18 protein-coding genes are annotated in these 21,517 nt (G+C 61.8%); 1 reads left to right on the top strand and 17 read right to left on the bottom strand.

Features of this window, described 5'->3' with window-relative positions:
- Nucleotides 1-66: 66 nt before the first annotated feature.
- The 4 genes from recN to C5750_RS02090 all read right to left on the bottom strand — a co-directional run bounded on the left by recN (nucleotide 67) and on the right by C5750_RS02090 (nucleotide 3,845).
- Nucleotides 67-1,746, bottom strand: coding sequence for a DNA repair protein RecN (gene recN, locus C5750_RS02105; protein WP_105732206.1), 1,680 nt, complete (start codon nucleotides 1,744-1,746; stop codon nucleotides 67-69).
- Nucleotides 1,747-1,769: 23 nt separating this feature from the next.
- Nucleotides 1,770-2,639 carry an outer membrane protein assembly factor BamD gene (locus C5750_RS02100; protein WP_105732205.1) on the bottom strand — a complete coding sequence of 290 codons (870 nt, stop codon included), beginning with the start codon at nucleotides 2,637-2,639 and terminating at the stop codon, nucleotides 1,770-1,772.
- Between the two features lie 225 nt (nucleotides 2,640-2,864).
- Nucleotides 2,865-3,428 carry a DUF4865 family protein gene (locus tag C5750_RS02095; protein WP_105732204.1) on the bottom strand — a complete coding sequence of 188 codons (564 nt, stop codon included), beginning with the start codon at nucleotides 3,426-3,428 and terminating at the stop codon, nucleotides 2,865-2,867.
- Between the two features lie 27 nt (nucleotides 3,429-3,455).
- On the bottom strand, nucleotides 3,456-3,845 hold the full coding sequence (locus tag C5750_RS02090; RefSeq protein ID WP_105733065.1) for a tautomerase family protein: 390 nt from the start codon (nucleotides 3,843-3,845) through the stop codon (nucleotides 3,456-3,458).
- A 138-nt stretch (nucleotides 3,846-3,983) separates the two neighbouring features.
- Between C5750_RS02090 and C5750_RS02085 the strand changes: the two genes are divergently transcribed.
- Nucleotides 3,984-4,886 carry a LysR substrate-binding domain-containing protein gene (locus tag C5750_RS02085; RefSeq protein WP_105733064.1) on the top strand — a complete coding sequence of 301 codons (903 nt, stop codon included), beginning with the start codon at nucleotides 3,984-3,986 and terminating at the stop codon, nucleotides 4,884-4,886.
- Nucleotides 4,887-4,906: 20 nt separating this feature from the next.
- Here the strand turns inward: C5750_RS02085 and lpxC are convergent, their stop codons facing one another.
- The 13 genes from lpxC to C5750_RS02020 form a co-directional block, all read right to left on the bottom strand.
- Nucleotides 4,907-5,854 carry a UDP-3-O-acyl-N-acetylglucosamine deacetylase gene (gene lpxC / locus C5750_RS02080; protein ID WP_105732203.1) on the bottom strand — a complete coding sequence of 316 codons (948 nt, stop codon included), beginning with the start codon at nucleotides 5,852-5,854 and terminating at the stop codon, nucleotides 4,907-4,909.
- 268 nt (nucleotides 5,855-6,122) lie between these two features.
- Nucleotides 6,123-7,817, bottom strand: a complete 1,695-nt coding sequence (ftsZ, locus tag C5750_RS02075; RefSeq protein ID WP_105732202.1) for a cell division protein FtsZ — start codon at nucleotides 7,815-7,817, stop codon at nucleotides 6,123-6,125.
- 66 nt (nucleotides 7,818-7,883) lie between these two features.
- Complete coding sequence (ftsA, locus tag C5750_RS02070; RefSeq protein ID WP_105732201.1) at nucleotides 7,884-9,206, bottom strand: cell division protein FtsA; 1,323 nt, start codon at nucleotides 9,204-9,206, stop codon at nucleotides 7,884-7,886.
- Complete coding sequence (locus C5750_RS02065) at nucleotides 9,203-10,144, bottom strand: cell division protein FtsQ/DivIB (RefSeq protein WP_105732200.1); 942 nt, start codon at nucleotides 10,142-10,144, stop codon at nucleotides 9,203-9,205. Before C5750_RS02065 ends, ftsA begins: the two co-directional genes overlap by 4 nt.
- Nucleotides 10,132-11,058, bottom strand: a complete 927-nt coding sequence (locus C5750_RS02060) for a D-alanine--D-alanine ligase (RefSeq protein WP_105732199.1) — start codon at nucleotides 11,056-11,058, stop codon at nucleotides 10,132-10,134. The genes C5750_RS02065 and C5750_RS02060 overlap by 13 nt, the downstream gene beginning before the upstream one ends.
- 280 nt (nucleotides 11,059-11,338) lie before the next feature.
- The gene (gene murB, locus C5750_RS02055; protein WP_105732198.1) at nucleotides 11,339-12,313 is read right to left on the bottom strand and encodes a UDP-N-acetylmuramate dehydrogenase; all 975 of its coding nucleotides are present in this window, start codon (nucleotides 12,311-12,313) and stop codon (nucleotides 11,339-11,341) included.
- 56 nt (nucleotides 12,314-12,369) lie between these two features.
- On the bottom strand, nucleotides 12,370-13,770 hold the full coding sequence (gene murC / locus C5750_RS02050; protein WP_105732197.1) for a UDP-N-acetylmuramate--L-alanine ligase: 1,401 nt from the start codon (nucleotides 13,768-13,770) through the stop codon (nucleotides 12,370-12,372).
- A gap of 51 nt (nucleotides 13,771-13,821) precedes the next feature.
- A complete protein-coding gene (gene murG / locus C5750_RS02045; protein WP_105732196.1) occupies nucleotides 13,822-14,931 on the bottom strand; it encodes an undecaprenyldiphospho-muramoylpentapeptide beta-N-acetylglucosaminyltransferase in 1,110 nt (369 codons plus the stop codon).
- 7 nt (nucleotides 14,932-14,938) lie between these two features.
- Nucleotides 14,939-16,096, bottom strand: coding sequence for a putative lipid II flippase FtsW (ftsW, locus tag C5750_RS02040; protein ID WP_105732195.1), 1,158 nt, complete (start codon nucleotides 16,094-16,096; stop codon nucleotides 14,939-14,941).
- A complete protein-coding gene (murD, locus tag C5750_RS02035) occupies nucleotides 16,096-17,496 on the bottom strand; it encodes a UDP-N-acetylmuramoyl-L-alanine--D-glutamate ligase (protein WP_105732194.1) in 1,401 nt (466 codons plus the stop codon). The genes ftsW and murD overlap by 1 nt, the downstream gene beginning before the upstream one ends.
- A 10-nt stretch (nucleotides 17,497-17,506) precedes the next feature.
- Nucleotides 17,507-18,589 (bottom strand): phospho-N-acetylmuramoyl-pentapeptide-transferase, encoded by a 1,083-nt coding sequence (gene mraY / locus C5750_RS02030; RefSeq protein ID WP_105732193.1) that lies wholly within the window; start codon nucleotides 18,587-18,589, stop codon nucleotides 17,507-17,509.
- Nucleotides 18,590-18,614: 25 nt separating this feature from the next.
- A complete protein-coding gene (locus tag C5750_RS02025; RefSeq protein ID WP_105732192.1) occupies nucleotides 18,615-20,048 on the bottom strand; it encodes a UDP-N-acetylmuramoylalanyl-D-glutamyl-2,6-diaminopimelate--D-alanyl-D-alanine ligase in 1,434 nt (477 codons plus the stop codon).
- On the bottom strand, nucleotides 20,045-21,514 hold the full coding sequence (locus C5750_RS02020) for a UDP-N-acetylmuramoyl-L-alanyl-D-glutamate--2,6-diaminopimelate ligase (protein ID WP_105732191.1): 1,470 nt from the start codon (nucleotides 21,512-21,514) through the stop codon (nucleotides 20,045-20,047). Before C5750_RS02020 ends, C5750_RS02025 begins: the two co-directional genes overlap by 4 nt.
- Nucleotides 21,515-21,517 lie beyond the last annotated feature (3 nt).

Here is a 21,517-nt window from a genome sequence, read left to right as displayed (position 1 = left end):
CGCAAATGCACCGTTCAAAATCGGCGGGGTCTGCAGGTTGCGGCCAGCTCCTGCCATGCGCTGCACTCAGGAGGCGGCAGCGCTGTTTTCGCGCAGAAGCCGCACCGCGGCGGCACGTGCTTCGTCCGTGACGCTGGCACCGGCCAGCATCCGGGCAATTTCTTCCTGGCGGTCGCCGGTTTCCATGGCATGGATGGACGTGGCAACACGGTCATCCCCCCTGGCGGATTTGGCGATGAGAAAATGCGTCTGCGCCCGTGCCGCCACCTGCGGCGCGTGGGTGACCGACAGCACCTGCACCCGGTCCGACAGGCGGCGCAGCCGCTGGCCGATGGCATCGGCCACGGCACCGCCAACCCCCGTGTCGATTTCGTCGAACACCAGTGTCGGCGCCGAACCGCGATCGGCCAGCGCCACCTTCAACGCCAGCAGGAAACGCGACAGCTCGCCGCCCGACGCCACCTTCATCATCGGCCCTGCCCGCGTGCCGGGATTGGTCCGCACCCAGTACTCGACCGTATCGATGCCTTCCGGCAGGCGGTTTTCAGGGTCCGCCGCCATCTCGACGATGAATTCGGCCCGCTCCAGTTTCAACGCGGGAAGCTCGGCCATGACGGCCGCCTTGAGGTGGCCGGCGGTTTCGTGCCGTTCCTTTGACAGGATCGCCGCGGCCTCATCATAGGCCGCCCGCGCCGCCACAGCTTCCTTTTCCAGCGCGGCAAGCCGTTCGGCACCCGCATCGATATCCGCAAGATCGGCGTCCATCTTGTCGCGCAGACCGGCAAGGTCGTCCACCGGCACGGAATATTTGCGCGCGGCGCCGCGCAGGGCAAAGAGCCGCTCTTCCGTCTGCTCAAGAACACGCGGATCGAAATCGATGGCGCGGATCGCCTGTTCAATGCCATTCTGCGCTTCGGTCAGGGCGTTGAGCGCCTCGTCGATGGCCTTGACCACCGGCTCCAACAGCTGCGGCGCTTCCGGCACCTTGCGCTCCAGCCGCCGCACAAGGCTTGCCAGCGACGGCACCGGCGAACCGGAGCCCGACAGCACCTCATTGGCATCGTTGACATCGCCCGCAATCTTTTCCGAGCGCATCATTTCGGTGCGCCTGATGGCCAGTGCCTCTTCTTCCTGCGGTTCCGGATCAAGCTTTGTCAGCTCATCGACGGAGGCACGCAGGTAATCCGCCTCGCGCGTCGCCGCCTCAACCTTGGCGCGGTGCCGCACCAGCGTGTTCTCCGCATCCCGCCAGGTCTTGTGCAGCGAGCGGACCGTTGCCGCCTTGGTTTCCAGGGACCCGAAAGCGTCGAGGAGCGAGCGGTGAATGTCGATATCGATCAGGGCGCGGTCATCGTGCTGGCCGTGGATTTCAACCAGTCTGCGGCCGAGCTCTTTCAACAGCGTGACGCTGGCGGCCTGATCGTTGATGAAGACGCGGCTGCGGCCATCCGATGTCTGCACGCGGCGCAGGATGATATCGCCGTCATCGCTGATGTCGTTGTCGCGCAGGAGTGCGCGTGCGGGATGGGCACCGGCCACGTCGAACACGGCCGTCACCTGCCCCTGCTCCGCGCCATGGCGCACCAGCGAGGCATCGCCGCGCGCACCGAGCGCCAGCGACAGGGCATCGAGAAGGATGGATTTGCCTGCGCCGGTCTCGCCGGTGAGCACCGACAAGCCGTCGCGAAACTCAATGTCGAGCCGTTCAATCAGAACAATATCGCGGATCGACAGGTGCGAAAGCATGAATCGCTCAGCTTAAAAGTGGGTCAGGCGCCATTTTTCTTGCCGCCCACAATCGTCTGGGCAGCCTGTGACAGCCAGGAACCGGCATTCTGGCGCGGCTCAAGACCGCCGCTCTGCAGCAGCTTGTAGCTGTCCTTGTACCACTGGCTGTCCGGGTAATTCTGTCCGAGCACCGCTGCAGCCGACTGTGCCTCGCTGGTCAGACCCAGCGCATAATAGGCCTCGGTCAGACGCGCCAGCGCTTCTTCGACATGGCGGGTGTTGGAATACTGTTCGACAACACCGCGGAAGCGCTTGATCGACGCCAGATATTCCTTGCGTTCCAGATAGTAGCGGCCGACCTGCATTTCCTTGCCGGCGAGCTGGTCGCGGCCGAAGCGGATCTTTTCCTTGGAATCGTCGACATATTCCGACTGCGGGAAACGCTCGACGACTTCATTGAAGGCAGCGATGGAGCGGCGTGTCATGCTCTGTTCGCGCGTCACGTCGGGAATCTGGCGGTAATAGCAAAGACCGGTGATGTAATAGGCGTAGGCGGCCTCCGGCTGGGTCGGATACAGCGCGATGTAGCGCTTGGTCATGGCGAGCGAGTCGTCATACTTGCCGGCGCGGTAGTTGGCGAAAGCGCCCATCACCAGCGCCTTGCGGGCGAATTCGGAATAGGGATGCTGGCGGTCGACGGCATCGAACTTCTTGGCAGCCTCATCGAGACGCCCGGCATTCAGATTGGCGAGCGCCTGGTTGTAGAGTACGTCGGCGGGCTCGATCGTATCGACATAGGCCGACAGGTCGAGGTCCTTATCGTTCGAAGCACAACCGGAAATGGCAGTTGCACCGGCAACGGACGCCATAAGAAGGGCCAAACGGGCCTTGCTGCCAAACCCTGCACTCATCGACATTCTGCAACTCGCCATTCTGTCTTAGGCCCCATTCAAGAAATTAGAGCATTCTGCGCAAATCCGATATCACGTTTGCGCATCATGCTCTAGATACAGTCAAACTCACCGTCAGTTGCGCGTTCTTAAACCACAAGCCAACAGAATCAGCAATCTTATTGCCATCTAATCGTCCAAATTTGTGGCGGAGGCAGAAATGAGCTGTGAAAAGAACATATTCCCTTATTTGGGCAGCGACATATGCCCCACCCGGTACATCTGGGCTGCCTCTTCACCCTGCTCCGGCGCATCTGGCCCCCACAACCGGAACCGCACCACTGTCCAGCTATAGGGCTCAAAACCCGCCACAGACGCGAGAATGCGCTTGTGCTCTCCATCGCGCAGCACCCGTTCGCTTTCCTGCTTCCGCCGTTCGCCCAGGGGCACGGTTGTATCTGCCGGCAGGACCTCGCGCGTTGCAAACGCCGCCTGCGACACATCGGGCGACACGAATGCCTGCCAGACGAACCAGGACTTCACCTGCGGCCGGCCGAACGCGTCCGACACGCCGGCAAACCCTTCCCCGCCGAGAAAATTGTTCAAGCCCTCCACATCGTCCCAGAGATAAAACGGTGCGTAGAGGTTGTCGCGGCTGCGGGTTGCATCCGTGCGGCGGGCCGACAGATAGGCCTTGAAGCGCAGATGCGGGTAGTTGTCGAGCAGATGCCCCTTCTCTGCGATCCGCCGGTCGATGATCGCCATGTCATAGTCGGCCGGTAGGATGAAACTGTATTGCATGGCAATCATGATCGTTCTCCTTGTCGTTCCGGTGGTTCAGGCAACCTCGAACATCTGCATGCCGCCATTGCTGAAGGACCATTCATCGCGTGCGGACGTGCTGATGATGATCATGACATCCTCGGGCCGCACGCCGGGAGAAAGTGCCAGCTTCTCGACAAGGCGCTCATAGAAGGCCTTCTTTGTCGCGGTGTCGCGCGGCTTGCCGATAGCGATGGCAAAGATGATGAAATCATCCGAACGTGGCCCGCCGAGATAGTGACGGTCGAAGATGAACTCGTTCGGGCGGTGCTGGTGGATGACCTGGAAGAGATCATTCTGCGGAACATTGAACGTCTCGATCATCGCCTGATACAGGCTGTCCGACACAGCCTTCAGATAATCATCGGACTTGCCCTCCATGAGGGAGATGCGGGCGAACGGCATGGAACGATCCTCCTGTCTGGCGCCCGGCACAGGGTGCGAAGCGCAATTGAACTTGACGGAATGGTTGTAGCACCGCACAATCATCCCGATAATCAGAAAGTATTGGATCGATGATCCTAAAAAAGTGGATTAATGACCATGCGCCGGACCATATTCGACCTGGATGTTCTGCGAACCTTCACGACCGGCGTCGACCTCGGCAGCTTTGCCAGGGCGGCCGACAGACTAGGCCGCTCGACCTCAGCGGTCAGCGCCCAGTTGAAAAAGCTGGAACAGCAGGCGGGAACGCCGATCTTCCAGAAATCCGGGCGCGGCCTTGCCCTGACCGATGCGGGCGAGACGATGCTCGCCTATGCGAGGCGGCTGCTCGATCTCAACGACGAAGCGGCAAGCGCCATTCACGGCATCGAGCTGGAAGGCTGGGTGCGCCTCGGCCTGCAGGAGGATTTCGGCGAAACCCTGCTTCCCAGAATTCTCGGGCAGTTCGCGCGGGCCCACCCGAAGGTGCGCATCGAAGCACGCGTGGCCCGCAATTCGGAACTGCTCGAGCGCGTCACGTCCGGCCGCCTCGATCTTGCGCTGGCCTGGAACAACAGCGTGCTTCTGCCCAACAGCGAGCGCGTCATGGAAATCCCGATGTCATGGGTTGGTCCCGTCAATCCCGACATGGTCTGGCGGATATCCGGCGGCGAGCCCCTGCCGCTGGCTGCGCTCGAGGCGCCCTGCCTGATGCGCACTGCCGCCATCAACGCACTGGATCGCGCCGGCATCGCCTGGCGCCTTGCCTTCATCAGCCCGAGCCTGGGCGGCCTGTGGGCCGCAACCGCGGCAGGGCTCGGCCTCACCATCCGCACGCCGATCGGCTTGCCTGGAACGGTGCGGGCGATCATGCCGGGCGAAAACGGCCTGCCCGTACTGCCAATACTGGGACTGGACCTGCACCGGGCCGATGCGGAGCCGTCGCCGGTCACGGCCCGGCTGGCATCGATCATCCTGCAGGCATTGCAGGATTTGTCGCCCATGGGGGCGAAGGCCGCTTAGGTGGGTTATTGCAGGATTAGCTATACCGCCCAGGGCGCAAAGGCTGGTGCGGGAACGGCTACAAGTGATGCGCCAGACCCCGGGACACCAGCCATTTCGACGATCTCGAACGCGGAATGATCGGACAGGAGTGCCCGCAGCGCCATGGCATTCAGGCGGTGGCCGCCGCGATAGGAGCGGAAGCAGCCGATGAATGGCGCACCTGCCAGGGCAAGATCACCGACGGCATCCAGCGTCTTGTGGCGCACGAACTCATCGGGAAAGCGCAGGCCGCCCGGATTGATGACCGTATGATCGTCGCCGATGACAAGCGAATTATCGAGCGACGAACCGAGTGCCAGTCCTGCCGCCCAGAGCTTTTCCACATCGCGCATGAACCCGAAAGTGCGGGCGGAGGCAATCTCGTCGCGGAACACCGCCGCGCTCATATCCGCGGCAAAGACCTGCCTGCCGATGACGGGCGTGTCGAAATCGATCTCCACCTCGTAGCGCGTGCCATCATGGGGGACGAACTCCGCCCAGGACGCACCGGCCTCGATACGCGATGGCTTGAGCACACGGATATAGCGCCGCCGGGCTGTCTGCTGGTCGAGCCCCGCCGCATCAAAAGCGGCAAGAAAGGCGGCCGAGGTGCCATCGACAATCGGCACTTCCGGCGCGTCGATCTCGATGATCAGATTGTCGATCCCTGCCCCGGATATCGCCGCCATCACATGTTCAACGGTGCTGACGGTCACGCCATTCCGCTTGCCCAGCGTGGTGCTGAGATCCGTCGTGCCGACTTCCGAGATCAGCGCCTTGATGGCATGGCTGCGCCCTTCGCCATCCCGCCGGTGAAAGACGATACCCGTATCGGCGGCGGACGGCACAAAGGTCATGGTGACGGGTGCGCCGCTATGGACGCCGACGCCGGACAGCGAGATGCGTTCTGCAATCGTCGTTTGATAGTCGCGCAACTGAGACCCCATGCCCTGCTCTGTTCCCATGCCCTGCTTTGACCATGTCATCGTAAAATCAATCTGTGCCGTTCTGCCAGAATCAAGGTGAACCGCGGCTCTTTTGCGCCGGACGATACAATCGGCGCGGCGTCAGGCAAAATCACGGTTTCGGCAGTCCCACAACGGTCCTGCACGGACAAGAACTAGGTCGTTCCCAAGGTTTTTCAATAGTTTGAATGAAAAAACCCGCCATTGGGACAATGGCGGGTTTCATATTTCTTAACAATACGTGATCGGATCAGTTGGCCTGGCGGCGCAGGAACGCCGGGATTTCCAGCTGATCGTCTTCCGACGACTGGCGCGACTGGGGCTGAACGCGGCCCTGTTCATCGAGCTGTCCGCGGCGCGGTGCATAGATCGATGCATCCTGCGACAGCGGGCGGCGCGGCTCTGCCGGGCGCATGGCCGGTTCGCGCGGCTGCGCCGGTTCAAGCCGGGCAGTGTCATCTTCGCGGCGGGTCAGGCCAGCGGTCAGGCGCTTCAGCAGGCCCATCGGACCACGGTCTTCGTGGCTGTCATAGGATGCCTGGTCACGGCCGTGATCACGGGCGTTGAGTTCCGCCTGCACAACCGGCGGGAAGTCCGCAACGTTGGGCATGCGTGGTGCCGGTGCAGGCTGGGCGACAGGCGCCGCCTGCATCTGAACCTGCGGCTGGGGCGCCGGCTGATGGACAGGCTGCTGCGGTGCTGCGGCAACCGGTGCATCAAAGACTTCCGGTGCAGGCGCCTGGAAAATGCGGCTCTGCGGACGGAATTCCTGTTCGGCGGGCTGCGGTGCGCGCTGCGGCATTTCCATTTCGGCGGCGCGGATAGCGTCGGCGACAGGATCGGCAAGGCGGGCGGCTGGCTGCTGCACGGCAGGGCGCGGTGCAACGGTCTCAACCCGCGCAGCTGGCTGCGCAACCGGCTTGGCAATCGGCTTCATCGGCTGGCGAAATTCGATCGGCGCAGGGGCCGACTCTCCCAGCTGCTTGTCGATACCCGTTGCCACGACCGAAACGCGGATGATGCCTTCGAGGCTTTCGTCGAAGGTTGCACCAAGGATGATGTTGGCATCCTGGTCGACTTCTTCGCGAATGCGCGTTGCCGCTTCGTCGACTTCGAACAGCGTCATGTCACGCCCGCCGGTGATCGAGATCAGCAGGCCCTTGGCGCCGCGCATCGAGGTTTCGTCGAGCAGCGGGTTGGCAATGGCAGCTTCGGCAGCGGCCATGGCGCGGCCGTCGCCGGATGCCTCGCCGGTGCCCATCATCGCCTTGCCCATCTCGCGCATCACCGAACGCACGTCGGCGAAGTCGAGGTTGATCAGGCCTTCCTTGACCATCAGGTCGGTGATGCAGGCAACACCGGAGTAGAGAACCTGGTCGGCCATGGCGAAGGCATCGGCAAAGGTCGTCTTGTCATTGGCGATGCGGAAGAGGTTCTGGTTCGGAATGACGATCAGTGTATCGACATTCTTCTGCAGATCCTCAATGCCCATATCGGCGGTGCGCATGCGGCGCTGGCCTTCGAAATGGAAAGGCTTGGTGACGACACCCACGGTCAGGATGCCCTTTTCCCGTGCGGCGCGGGCAACAACGGGCGCAGCGCCGGTACCGGTGCCGCCGCCCATGCCTGCCGTGACGAAGCACATGTGCGTGCCCTGCAGGTGGTCGTTGATTTCATCGATGCATTCTTCAGCGGCAGCGCGGCCGACTTCCGGCTGCGAACCGGCGCCGAGACCTTCGGTTACCGCAGCACCGAGCTGAATGAGACGTTCAGCCTTCGACTGCGACAGCGCCTGCGCGTCTGTATTGGCCACAACAAACTCAACACCGCGCAAACCGGCATTGATCATGTTATTGACCGCGTTGCCACCGCCGCCGCCAACACCAAAGACGGTGATCCGGGGCTTAAGCTCGGTAATGTCCGGCTTTTGCAGATTGATGCTCATTTGTTTGTTCCTTTTTCCTTTACCGCTTCGCCGCCGCGGTATCTTTTTTGGGTTTCCCCGGATTGATCAAAAACTCTCTTTCAGCCACTGGCCGATACGCTGAAAACGCCCACCCGTACCCGTCATCAGCGATGATGAACCGGCCTTTACAGAACGCTCTTCAATTCCTGCCACCTGCGGATAGATCAACAGACCGACCGCTGCGGAGAAAGCTGGCCCCTTGGCTGCTTCGGGAAGCCCCGTCACACCCAGAGGACGGCCAATACGTACGTTGCGGGCCAGAATACGGCGCGCCACTTCAGGCAAACCCGCCAGCTGGCTGGCCCCGCCTGTCAGGACAACACGCTTGCCGACAATCTGGCCGTAGCCGGATTGATTGAGGCGGTCGCGTGCCAATTCCAGTGTTTCTTCAACGCGCGCCCGGATGATGCGTGTGAGCACCGCGCGCGGATATTGGTTGGGAACGTCGCGGCCGTCATTGCCGAGCGGCGAGACGCTGATGAGATCGCGGTCATCGGCAGCGCTTGGCAGGGCCGAGCCGTGCATGACCTTCAGCCGCTCCGCATCGTCCATATGGGCGGAAAGACCGCGCGCCACGTCCATCGTCACGTGATTGCCGCCGATGGCGATGGCATCGGCATGGATGAACTTGCCTTCGGAGAACACGGAAATCGTCGTGGTGCCGCCGCCCATGTCGATGCAGGCCGCGCCCATTTCCGCCTCGTCGTCGACAAGGGCCGAAAGGCCGCTGGCATAGGGCGTTGCAATCATCGCCTCGACCGAGAGGTGGCAACGGTTGACGCAGAGTTCCAGATTGCGCAGCGGCGCCGCATCGGCGGTCAGCACATGCATCTCGACCCCAAGCGTATCGCCGATCATCCCGAGCGGATCGCGGATACCCTTCTCGCCATCGAGCGCATAACCGATGGGCAGCGAATGCACGAGGTGACGTTCCGTCGCCAGCGCCTGCTTGGCACCGGCGGCCAGCACGCGGCGGATATCGGACTGGTCGACTTCATGGCCGCCCAGATTGATGCTGGCGGAAAAGCTTTCGCTCTTCAGGCGTCCGGCGGAAATGTTGACGATCATCGAATCGACGGTAAGGCCGGCCATACGCTCGGCCGCATCGACCGCCAGGCGAATGGCCTGTTCAGCCGCATCGAGATTGACGATGACGCCGGACTTGATGCCGCGCGATTTCTGATGGCCGATGCCGAGCACCTCGATGCGATGGGTGCGGCCGGGCAGATGCGCGCTCTCTTCGCGCGGACGCAGCCGGGCGATGATGCAGCACACCTTGCTTGAACCGATGTCAAGAACCGTCAAAGACCGCGTCCGTTTTGCGGAAGCAGCTCCAGCCGACGTGCTCTTTCCGTTCAGAATACTCATATACGCTTCTCCGAACGCTTAGGCGCCTTGTCTCGCGCCTTCAAAAACTCTACGCGCTGCACCATCGCATCTGGTGTCAGCTTCAAAACAACCCGGTCGGCAAGCCGCATGTCGACCGACGAGATCGCCCGGGACAACAACCCGTCCTTCCGGTCCATCTTCACAATATCGGCCAGCGCCTGATCGATCCGGAATTCCGGTAGCATCACCGTCACGCCGTTCTTCAGGATCAGATCCCAGCGCCGGTCGCCGATGCGGGCATAGGCCCGGACCTGCGAAACGACATCCGGAAATGCCGCAATCTGGGCGAACAGCATTTTCGCCTGCTTGTCGGCGCCCGCGCCCATGATCAGCGGCAGCGCCGAATGGCGGCCGGACGAATAGGGCACGATCACGCGGCCGTCCTCATCGATGATCGAAAGATCATCGCCGTTCTGCCAGACAGCCAGGGCGGAGCGCTCATGAATCGAAATCTGGATCGTGTTCGGATAGACCTTGAACACATCGACGGATTCAACCCATGGCAGGGTTGCCACGGCCTTCTGCGCATCGGCGGCACTCAGGCCGACCAGCGAGGTTTCGCCATCAAGGCCCAGTGCGCCGAGCACGTCGATCTCGGACGTTTCCTTGTTGCCAACCACCTTCACGTCTTCGATGGCGAAACCGAAGGTCGAGGTGGTCACCTTGACAACCTCGGGGGCATGGCCGCCAAGAATGGCACCGTAGGCGCCGGTCAGGGCCAGAAAGACGACGGCACCGAGGGTTCCCGTATGGTTGGGGATATGAACCTCCCCTTCAACCATGCGGGTGAAGACGCGCACAGGCTTGCGCAGGAATTTCGGCAGGACGAAGCGGAAACGGCCAAAAGCCGCCATTCTGTCCGAAGACACTGGCGCCACACCCCGGGGGCGTCCTTTTTTGCCCTTCAACGCAAACACGATGCGTCCTCCACCATCCAACTCAACAATTCACCGAAGGTATGCCCCGCGGCTTTGGCGATATCAGGTACAAGAGATGTTGGAGTCATGCCCGGCTGGGTGTTTATCTCCAGCCAAATCAGTTCGCCATCTTCGGAAAAACGGTCGTCGTAACGGAAGTCCGACCGGCTAATCCCTTTACATCCAATTGCCTGATGCGCCTTGAGTGCTAGTGTTTGTATTTTTTGGTAAATTTTTAGTGAAATTTTAGCCGGACACACATGATTTGATCCGCCTGCAACATATTTTGAATCATAATCGTAGAACTGATGACCCACGGGGATGATTTCACACACCCCGATGGCCACATCGCCCATCACGGCGCATGTCAGTTCGCGCCCATGGATGTAGCGCTCGACCATGACGGTGTTGCCATATTTCCATTCCGCCGAGGTGATCACCTGCGGCGGATGCGACTGATCCTCCTTGACGATGACGACACCGAAGCTCGATCCCTCATTGACCGGCTTGACCACATAGGGCGGCTTCATCGGATGCTTCGTGGTGAAATCGAAACGGTTCATCACCCTGGCTTCGGCCACGGGAATACCGGCAGCCTTGGCAATGGTTTTCGCCTGCTCCTTGTCCATGGCCAGCGCCGACGCGAGCACGCCGGAATGGGTATAGGGAATTTCCAGATATTCGAGGATACCCTGGATCGTGCCGTCCTCGCCGAAAGGACCATGCAGCGCATTGAACACCACATCGGGGCGCAACTCAGCCAGCACGCTGGCAATGTCACGGGTCACGTCGACACGGGTGACCGGATAGCCCTCGGCCTCCAAAGCATCGGCGCAGGCATTGCCGGAGGAGAGACTCACCGGACGCTCCGATGAAAACCCGCCCATCAGCACCGCAACATGCTTTTTCGCCATGGAGGCAACCCCTTATACACATCCCCATCAAAGCCGAAAAAAGACATGAGTCTCCGCAAGCCCGGCGATCAGGACCGCAGGCACCAGAGGCTGATTGAAATCAGCCGACTCAAATCAGTTAACGCTTGCCCCTAAAGAATCAGAGAGTTGATTCCGTGACAAGTCCCCTTTGATTCAACAATGAAATTTGGCGTAAAAAAAAGTGTTCCCGATTCGATTTCAGAAACAAAATCAGAGGCAAACGCGCCCCTGATTCATCGTAAAAAAATTTCGGCTTTTGCTATAAAAGCTGCCCCATATACTCCTGCACTTCCTGGCCAGGCCGGAAAAGTCCCAGACGCTTGATTTCCCAGTGCAGATGGATGCCGGAATTTTGCAGCACGAGCGAGCGGATCGTCTCGCCCAGCGTTTCCAGATCGTAGCCCGTGGCCGTGCCGGTATTGATCATGAAATTGCAGTGCATGGGCGACATCTGCGCGCCGCCGATCATCAGGCCGCGACCGCCCGCAGCGTCTATTTCCTTCCACGCGGAGGTGCCTTCCGGGTTCTTGAACGTGGAGCCGCCGGTCTTTTCGCGGATCGGCTGCACGGTTTCGCGGTGCTGCTGCACCGCCTGCATCGCCGCCTGTATCGCATGGGTCTCGCCCGGTGTTCCCTCCAGCAGCGCCGAGGTGAAGATCAGGTCCTTGGCCGCGCCGCAATGGCGGTAGGCATAACCCATGTCCGCATTGGTGAGGACATGCACATTGCCCCTGCGGTCCAGCGCCCGCACCTCGACCACCCGCTCGCGCGTTTCGACCCCATTGGCACCCGCGTTCATGCGCAGCGCGCCGCCCAGCCCGCCGGGAATACCATGGTAGAAATGGAAACCGGCGATCTTCGCCTCGAGCGCCGCTGCGGCAAGCCGTTTGTCGGGGGTGGCGGCACCCGCCCGCAATTGCGTATCGCCGACGCGCTCGACATCGCCAAAGCCCTTGGCGGAGAGGCGCACGACAAAACCGGGGACGCCGCCGTCACGCACCAGAAGGTTGGAGCCGATGCCGACGACAAGGATGGGATATTCCTCGGGAACGGCCTGCAGGAAGGCTGCAAGGTCTTCCTCGTCGGCGGGCTGGAACATGACTTCCGCCGGGCCGCCGGCGCGGAACCAGGTCACTTTTTCCATGCCCATATTGGGCGTCAGCCGCCCGCGCAGCCCCGAGAAACGATCCCCCAGCTTGCCAAGCAGGGCCTCGCCGTCAATCCTTGAAGACATGATATCCTTCCAGCAGTTTTGGCGTCCGGCTATCGAACCGGACGCAACCGCAAAATCTAAAGCGCAGCCAGCTCCTTTGGCAAGGCATAAGCCCACTGGGTGATGTTGCCTGCACCCAGGAAAACCACGAAATCGTCAGGCTTGGCGATGGTGGCGATCAAGGGCGCAATGTCCTGCGGACCCGTGATATACCGCGCGTCACGATGTGCCGCCGTCTTGATGCGGGACACCAGCGCTTCCGAGGTAACGCCCTCGATCGGGTCTTCGCCTGCGGTATAGACCGGCGCGACGATCACGGTATCAGCATCGTTGAAGCACGCCGCAAACTCGTCAAAGAGGCTCGCCAGACGGGTAAAGCGATGCGGCTGGACAATGGCGATGACCCGGCCCTTGGCAGAATCGCGCGCCGCCTTCAGCACGGCCTTGATCTCGACCGGATGATGGCCGTAATCGTCGAACACATCGACACCCTTCCACGAACCGGTATGGGTAAAGCGCCGCTTCACCCCGCCAAAGGAGGACAGGCCCTTCTTGATGTCCTCGGCCGAAATGCCGAGTTCATGCGCCACGGCGATCGCCGCTGTCGCGTTCGACACGTTGTGCCGGCCGGGCATCGGCAGCCGCAGGCCCTTGATCTCGGTGGTCTCACCGGTCTTGCGCTTGGCAATCTGCACGTCGAACTGCGATGCCGGACCATCGACCACGAGATTGACGAAGCGCACATCGGCCTGCGGGTTTTCACCATAGGTGATGACGCGGCGGTCCTCGATGCGCGAGACCAGCGACTGCACTTCCGGATGATCGAGGCACATGACGCCAAAGCCGTAGAACGGCACGTTCTCGACGAACTGGCGGAAGGCTTCGCGCACCCGGTCGAACGTGCCGTAGTGATCGAGATGTTCCGGATCGATATTGGTGACCACGGCGATATCGGCAGGCAGCTTCAGGAAGGTGCCGTCGCTCTCGTCGGCTTCCACCACCATCCATTCGCCCGCGCCCATGCGCGCATTGGTGCCATAGGCATTGATGATACCGCCATTGATGACGGTCGGATCGAGATTGCCCGCATCGAGCAGCGTGGCCACCATCGACGTGGTCGTGGTCTTGCCATGCGTGCCGCCAATGGCGACCGCCTGGCGGAAACGCATCAGTTCGGCCAGCATTTCCGCGCGGCGCACGATGGGCAGCAACTTTTCGCGGGCAGCGACGAGTTCCGGATTGGTCTTCCTGATCGCCGTCGACACCACGATAACCTCGGCGTCGCCAAGATTATCCGCATTGTGTCCGACAAAGACCTCGATGCCCTTGTCACGCAGACGCTGCACATTGGCGCTGTCCGCCTGATCGGAACCCTGGACCTTGTAGCCGAGATTATGCAGGACTTCGGCAATGCCGCTCATGCCGATACCGCCGATACCGATGAAATGAACAAGACCGATGTTGAGCGGCATCTTCATGGACGCACTCCTTTTTTGAAAACTTCAGAAGGAGACGAGGTCATAGCGAACTCATCTCACCGTAAGGGATTGGCCGGATGCAATAGCCTCTGTGAGGTCTGCAAGCAACCGTGCGGCGTCCCGCTTGCCCGTCGAGCGGGCTTTTTCCGCAATAAATGCCAGCCGGGTCGGTTCGTGCATGGCGCTGGACAGGATATCTGCGATCCGCTCCGGCGACAGTTCCGACTGCTTGATCACATCGGCGCCGCCTGCCGCCTGCAGCGCCGCCGCATTGGCCGCCTGGTCATGGTCGAGCGCATGCGGGAAGGGAACCAGAATGGCCGGGCGGCCGATGGCGGCGATTTCCGACACGGTCGAGGCGCCGGAGCGCGACATGACGAAATGCGCATCGGAAATGCGCCGCGGCATATCCTTGAAGAACGGCGCAACCTCGGCCTTCACGCCCATCGCCTGATAGACGGCGCGCACCTGCGCCTCGTCTTCGGCACGCGCCTGCTGGGTGACGACGAGACGCGCCCGGTCCTCCGGCGACAGAAGCTGGATGGCAGCGGGAATGGCTGTTGAAAAGTATGATGCGCCCTGACTGCCGCCAAACACCAGAAAATGAAACGGCTGGTGCGCCTGCGACGCCTTGTAGGCCTTGCCGACTTCCGCCAGCACAGCCGGACGGACGGGATTGCCCGTCACCACGATCTTGCCGGCGTAGGGCCCCTCGCCCTGCGGCAGGAACCCGCCGGCAATGGCATTGACGCGGGCAGCCAGCGCCTTGTTGGCGCGTCCCATCACGGCATTCTGTTCGTGGATGAGCGTCGGGATTTTCAGCGCCGTCGCCGCATAGAGCGGCGGCAGCGTCGGATAGCCGCCGAAGCCCGCCACCAGTTTCGGCTTCAGGCGGCGGAACAGTTTGCGCGAATCGAGATTGCCCTGCCAGAGCGTCCAGAACGTGCGCGCCAGGGAGATCGGGTTGCGCCCGCCAATGGTGGCCGAGCGCACCACATGAATCTCCTTGGCCGGAAAGCTTCCGGCGAACCGTTCGGCGCGGTCGTCGGTTGCCAGATGGATATCCCATCCGCGCCCGATCAGCTCATGCGCCAGCGCTTCCGCCGGAAACAGGTGTCCGCCCGTGCCCCCGGCACACAGAAAAATAGTCCCCTTCGACATCAGTTCCTCAGATAGCGTTGGCCAGTGACGGCGTTTTCGTGTTTGCCAGCGTCGCCGACCGCCTGCCCTCGGGTCTGCGCCTTGTCAGCGCCAGCAGCAGTCCCGTCGAAATGGCCACCGAGATGAGCGACGAGCCGCCATAGGAGATGAACGGCAGCGTCATGCCCTTTGCGGGCATCAGGTGCAGGTTCACCGAAATATTGATGATCGACTGGAAGCCGAACAGGATGACGAGGCCGGAGACGGCAAGGCGGGTGAAATCGTCCCGCTCCTTCAGCGCGATCGACAGGCCGCGAATGACGATGAAGGCGAAGATCAGCACGATCAGCAGGCAGAGCGCAATGCCGTACTCCTCGGCGGTCACCGAGAAGATGAAGTCGGTGTGGCTGTCAGGGATGATGCGCTTGATGGTGCCTTCGCCAGGGCCCTGCCCGAGCCAGCCGCCGCGGATGATCGCCTCGCGCCCCGCATCCACCTGGAATGTATCGCCTTCGCCGGTCATGAAGCGGTCGATACGTCCGGCCACGTGCGGAAAGATCGTGTAGGCACCGAAGAAACCGGCAACGCCGAGAACGCCAAGGCTGATGATCCACAGCCACGGCACACCGGCCATGAAGAACATGGCGCCCCAGGTGATGGCGGTCAGGATGGTCTGGCCAAGATCCGGCTGGGCCACCAGCAATGCCGCGACAACGCCGAACAGCACCATGGAGAAGAAGTTGCCGGGGATATCCTTGCGCCGCTCATTCTCGGAAAACAGCCAGGCGCAGACAATGACGAAAGCCGGTTTCATGAACTCGGACGGCTGGATGGAGATGCCCGCCAGCGACACCCAGCGCCGTGCACCCTTGACTTCGATGCCGAAGAACAGCGCGCCAACCATCGCCAGCATGGAAAGACCGAGCAAGATGATGGCAAAGCGCCGGATGGTGCGCGGTGCCATGAACGACACGGCGAACATCACGAACACCGCAGGCACCATGAACATCGACTGGTGCTTGACGAAGTAAAAGCTCTCAAGACCGATGCGCTCGGCAACGGCAGGGCTTGCGGCGAAGGAAAGCAGGATGCCCAGCCCCATCAGGCTGAGACAGGCAGCCAAAAGGAAACGGTCAATCGTCCACCACCAGTCGGCGACGGGTCCACGGTCAATGCGGCTTACCATCAGTTTGCCCCTTCAATCGGTGAAGCGCCTGCGAGCGCCAATACGGCGGAGCGGAATGCCTCGCCGCGTTTCTCGAAATTCTGAAACTGGTCGAAACTGGCACAGGCGGGCGACAGCAGAACCACAGCTTCCTGCGATCCGTCGCTGGCCGCATCGCGCGCGGCGTGTTCCACCGCGGCGGCGATCGTGCCTGAAATTTCGTAAGGTGCCGCCTCTCCCAGCGTTGCCGCGAATTGCGGTGCCGCCTCGCCGATCAGATAGGCCTTGGCGATACGCGGGAAAAAGCCCGATAGCGAGGCAATGCCGCCTTCCTTGGGCAGACCGCCGGCAATCCAGTAGATACGCGGGAAGGATGACAGCGCGGGAGCAGCCGCATCCGCGTTGGTCGCCTTGGAATCATTGACGAACAGCGTCCTGCCCTGCCGCGCCACCTGCTCCATGCGGTGCGCAAGGCCAGGAAAGGTTTTGAGGCCCGCATTGATCTCATCCGCCGAGAGACCGGCCGATCGGCAGGCGGCAAAGGCTGCCAGCGCGTTCTGCGCATTGTGTTCGCCGCGCAGCGACCCGATGCCCTGCAGCGAGGCGACGGCGGTTCTCGTGCCGTTTTCGGCGAGGTACAACGTTGCCCCTTCGGCGAAATAGCCATTCGGGATCGGCAGGCGTTTCGAGATGCGGATGACCGGTTTGCCCGCACGTTCCAGCCGGTCGGCAATCGCCGCGCAGAAACTGTCGTCGACACCGACAATCGCCGTCTCGCTGCCCGCCACCAGCCGCTCCTTGATCTCGGCATAGTGTTGCATGGTCCCGTGCCGGTCGAGATGATCCGGCGTGAGGTTCAGAAGGATACCGGCGGTCGGATTGATCGACGGTGCCAGATCGATCTGGTAGGACGAGCATTCCACGACATAGTGGCGGCCATCCGCCGGTGGCTCCAGCGTCATGACGGCGGTGCCGATATTGCCGCCCAGCTGCATGTCGCGGCCCGACGCCCGGATGATATGGGCGATCAGCGCCGTCGTCGTCGACTTGCCGTTGGTGCCGGTAATGGCGATGAACGGGCTGTTTTTTCCTGCCAGATTGCGCTCGCGCACGAAGAGTTCGACATCGCCGATGATTTCAACACCTGCGGCGCGGGCGATATCCACCGTCCAGTGCGGACGCGGATGCGTCAGCGGCACGCCGGGCGACAGGACGAAGGAGGAGAACTGCTTCCAGTCGGCCAGCCGCAGATCACTGGTTTCGATGCCGGCGCCTTGCGCCCGTGCAACGCTCTCGGGATTGTCATCCCAGGCAATGACCCGTGCCCCGCCGGCGGCAATCGCCTTTGCCGTCGCAATGCCCGAACCGCCGAGCCCGAAGAGCGCGACGGTCTTGTCCTGCATGGAATGGGCTGCGATCATGCAACTGGCCTTATCTGAGCTTGAGTGTGGAAAGGCCGATCAGCGCGAGAATGACGGCGATGATCCAGAAGCGGATCACGACCTGGCTCTCGGTCCAGCCCTTCTTTTCGAAATGATGGTGGATCGGTGCCATCAGGAACACGCGTTTTCCCGTCAGCTTGAACGAGGTGACCTGGATGATCACCGACATGGCTTCCATGACAAAAACGCCGCCGATGATGGCCAGAACGATTTCGTGCTTGGTGGCAACGGCAACGGCACCGATGAGACCGCCCAGCGCCAGCGACCCGGTGTCGCCCATGAAAATGGCGGCGGGCGGCGCATTGAACCAGAGGAAGCCGAGACCCGCGCCGATGACAGCGCCGAGAACCACGGCGAGTTCACCCGTGCCCGGCGTGAAATGGATCTGCAGGTAATCGGCAAAGATCGCATTACCCGCGAGATAGGCAATCACTCCGAACGAGGCGGCGGCGATCATCACCGGAACGGTGGCAAGACCATCGAGACCGTCGGTGAAATTGACGGCATTGCCCGCGCCAACCATGACAAAGGCGGCAAAGGGAACGAAGAAAATGCCGAGATTGAGGATCAACTGCTTGGCAAAGGGGAAGGTCAAGGACGAAGAGAACGGTTCCTGCCCCGCCCACATGATGGCAAGACCGGCCAGCGCAGCGACCAGAAACTCGATACCAAGGCGCGCGCGGGCGGAAAAGCCCTTGAACGACTGTTTGCTGACCTTGAGATAATCATCGTAGAAGCCGATGGCTCCGAAGCTCACGGCAACCAGAAGCACGACCCAGACATAGATGTTGGACCAGTTGGCCCACAGCAGCGACGAGATCAGGATACCGGTCATGATCATCAGGCCGCCCATGGTCGGGGTCCCGGCCTTCTTGAAGTGGGTCTGCGGGCCGTCCGCACGGATCGGCTGGCCGCGCCCCTGACGGACACGCAGGGAGTCGATGATGCGGGGACCGAAGAGAAACACGATCAGCGCCGAGGTGATCAGCGCGCCGCCGGTCCTGAACGTGATGTAGCGGAACACGTTCAGAAATTGGATATGTTCCGCCAGACCGGCCAGATAATAAAGCATAGACTATGTCCCCATCCCCGTAAGCTCACTCGGCAGGACCGGCGGGCTCCACGGCGTTGTACTTCTGTAGGATTGCCTTGACGATCCGGACAAAACCGATTCCTTTCGATGATTTGATCATGATCACATCACCGGCCCTGATCGTGTTCAGCAGATTTGACTGCAATTCGTCGACGCTCTGCCCGTATTCGGCGTGAAATTCAACCGGCAAGGCAGCTTTCAACGCCGCCATTTCGGGTCCGCCAAGAAAAACCATGTTGATATGATTGGCCGTGATGACCGGCGCGAGGTCCGCATGCAGCTTCGGCGCCTGTTTGCCGAGTTCGAGCATGTCGCCGAGCACGGCAATGCGGCGCCCCTTGCCCGTGGGCACGGCAGCGGCAAGAAGCTCTATCGACGCGCGCACCGATGCCGGATTGGCATTGTAGCTCTCATCGATCAGCGTGAACGTGCCATTGCCGATTTCGAGCAGGTGGCGTGCACCGCGCCCGCTCTCCGGCCGCAGCGATGCCAGCGCCAGCGTCACCTTGGTCATGTCGGCGCCGGTCAGATGCGCCGCGCCGAGCACCGCGAGAACGTTCTGCACGATGTGCCTGCCCGGAGCGCCGACCTTGACGACGGCTTCGGAACCGGCAAGCCGCACGGTCATGCAGGAGCAGGCATCATGCAACTTGAGCGCACGCAGACGATAATCCGCCCGGGCATTTTCACCAAAGCTCTTGATGTGTTCGACACCGGCATTGCGCGCCAGCGTTTCCAGGAGCTTGTAGTGCTTGTCGTCGCGATTGAGCAGGGCATAGCCGCCGGGCACAAGCCCTTCAAAAATCTCGGCTTTTGCCGTCGCGATTTCCTGCAGGTTCTTGAAGTGGCCAAGATGCGCCGGAGCGATCAGCGTGACGATCGCCACATGCGGGCGCACCATCTTCACCAGCGGGCGGATTTCGTCCGCATGGTTCATGCCGATTTCGAAAACCCCGTAATCCGTATCCTCGGGCATGCGCGCAAGCGTCAGCGGCACACCCCAGTGGTTGTTGAACGAGGCAACTGATGCATGCACCTTGCCCGAATCCGCCAGGACATGCCGCAGCGCTTCCTTGGTGGTCGTCTTGCCGACGGAACCGGTCACGGCGATGATCTGGGCATGGGAGCGTTCGCGCGCCGCAAGGCCGAGCCGCGTCATGGCCGCGAGCACGTCATCGACCACGATCATCGGGGTCTTGAGCTTGCCGAGCGCAGGCAGCTTCACTTCCGCAACGACGAGCAGCGCTGCACCGGCGGCCACCGCCGCCGTGGCAAAATCATGCCCGTCGAGCGCGTCGCCCTTGATGGCAAAGAACGCCTCGCCCTTGCGCAGGGTGCGCGTATCGATGGAAATGCCGGTAATGCCCTCCGGCAATGCACCGACCGGGCGGCCGTTCATGGCCGCAATCATGTCTTCCGAGGTCCAGAGCAAACTCATGGATTGCGCTCCCGGGCCAGACGGTCCTTCAGGGCCTGGGCGACTTCCGTGTGATCGGAGAACGGCAGCACGACAGTGCCGACGGTCTGGCCTTCTTCGTGGCCTTTGCCCGCGACAATCAGCGTATCGCCGGATTTCATCATGGCAACAGCCACGCGGATCGCCTCATGCCGGTCGCCGATCTCCTGCGCGCCGGGAGCGGCAGCGAGAATTTCAGCGCGGATGGTGGCGGGAACTTCCGAGCGCGGATTGTCATCGGTGACGATGACGACATCGGCAAGCCGCGTGGCGATTTCGCCCATCATCGGCCGCTTGCCCTTGTCGCGGTCGCCGCCGCAGCCGAACACCACGATCACCCGCCCCGTCGTGAACGGACGGACCGAGGTGAGCACATTTTCCAGCGCGTCGGGCTTGTGGGCGTAATCGACATAGGCGGGAGCGCCCTCTTCCGTCGCACCGACAAGATCGAGCCGCCCGGGCGCGCCCTTCAGCCGCTCAAGGCCGCGCATGGCGGCGGCAGCGGGAACCCCGGTGGCAATGGCAAGCCCTGCGGCCACCAGACCATTGGCCACCTGAAAATCGCCCGCCAGCGGTAGCGTGATCTCAAAGATCTCGCCGGCGATCTGCACTTCGACGTGCTGGCGGAACCGCTCATGCTCGACACGCTTCAGCGTGATGAACTCACCCTTGCGGCCAACGGTCAGCACCTTGCAGCCAGCCTCGGCGGCCGCAGCGATGGTCGGCTTGGAAAAGGGATCGTCGGCGAAAATGACGGCGGGCGCGCCCTTGGGCAGCAGTTCCCTGAACAGACGCAGTTTGGCGGCGTGATATTCCTCGACCGTCGCATGATAATCCATGTGGTCGCGTCCGAGATTGGTGAAGGCACCCGCCGCCAGCTTCACACCATCGAGGCGGCGCTGGTCAAGGCCGTGCGACGATGCCTCCATGGCGGCGTGGGTAACACCTTCCTCAACCAGCTCGCTCAGGAGCTTGTGCAGTTCGACCGGATCGGGCGTGGTGAGTGAACCGTAATCATTGCGTGCCGGCGAAACCACGCCTGTCGTGCCGATGCTGGCCGAGGCGAAACCGGCATTGGCCCAGATCTGCCGGGTGAAGGACGCCACGGATGTCTTGCCGCTGGTGCCGGTGATGGCCACCATGACATCGGGTTGCACCCGGTAGAAGCTGGCAGCCGCAAGCGCGAGCGCGCGGCGCGGATCGTCCACATAGATGATCGGGGCAGAGACATTGCTCAGCTTGGAAGCGCTGGCGGCGACGATGATCGCAGCACCGCGTTTTGCCGCGTCCGCAGCATAAACACTGCCATCCGCCTTCGATCCCTTCAGCGCCGCAAAGAGGAAGCCGGGTTTGACCTGACGCGAATCCGACGTCAGTCCATTGATCGTCGTTTCCCCGAATTCGGAGATCGCCAGGGCAGGTATGCCGTTCAATTCTTTCAGTTTCATGAC

Origin of the sequence: Phyllobacterium myrsinacearum, from assembly GCF_002980555.1 — a bacterium.
Lineage (GTDB): Bacteria > Pseudomonadota > Alphaproteobacteria > Rhizobiales > Rhizobiaceae > Phyllobacterium > Phyllobacterium myrsinacearum.
This window is presented reverse-complemented; position numbering and strand designations above follow the sequence as displayed.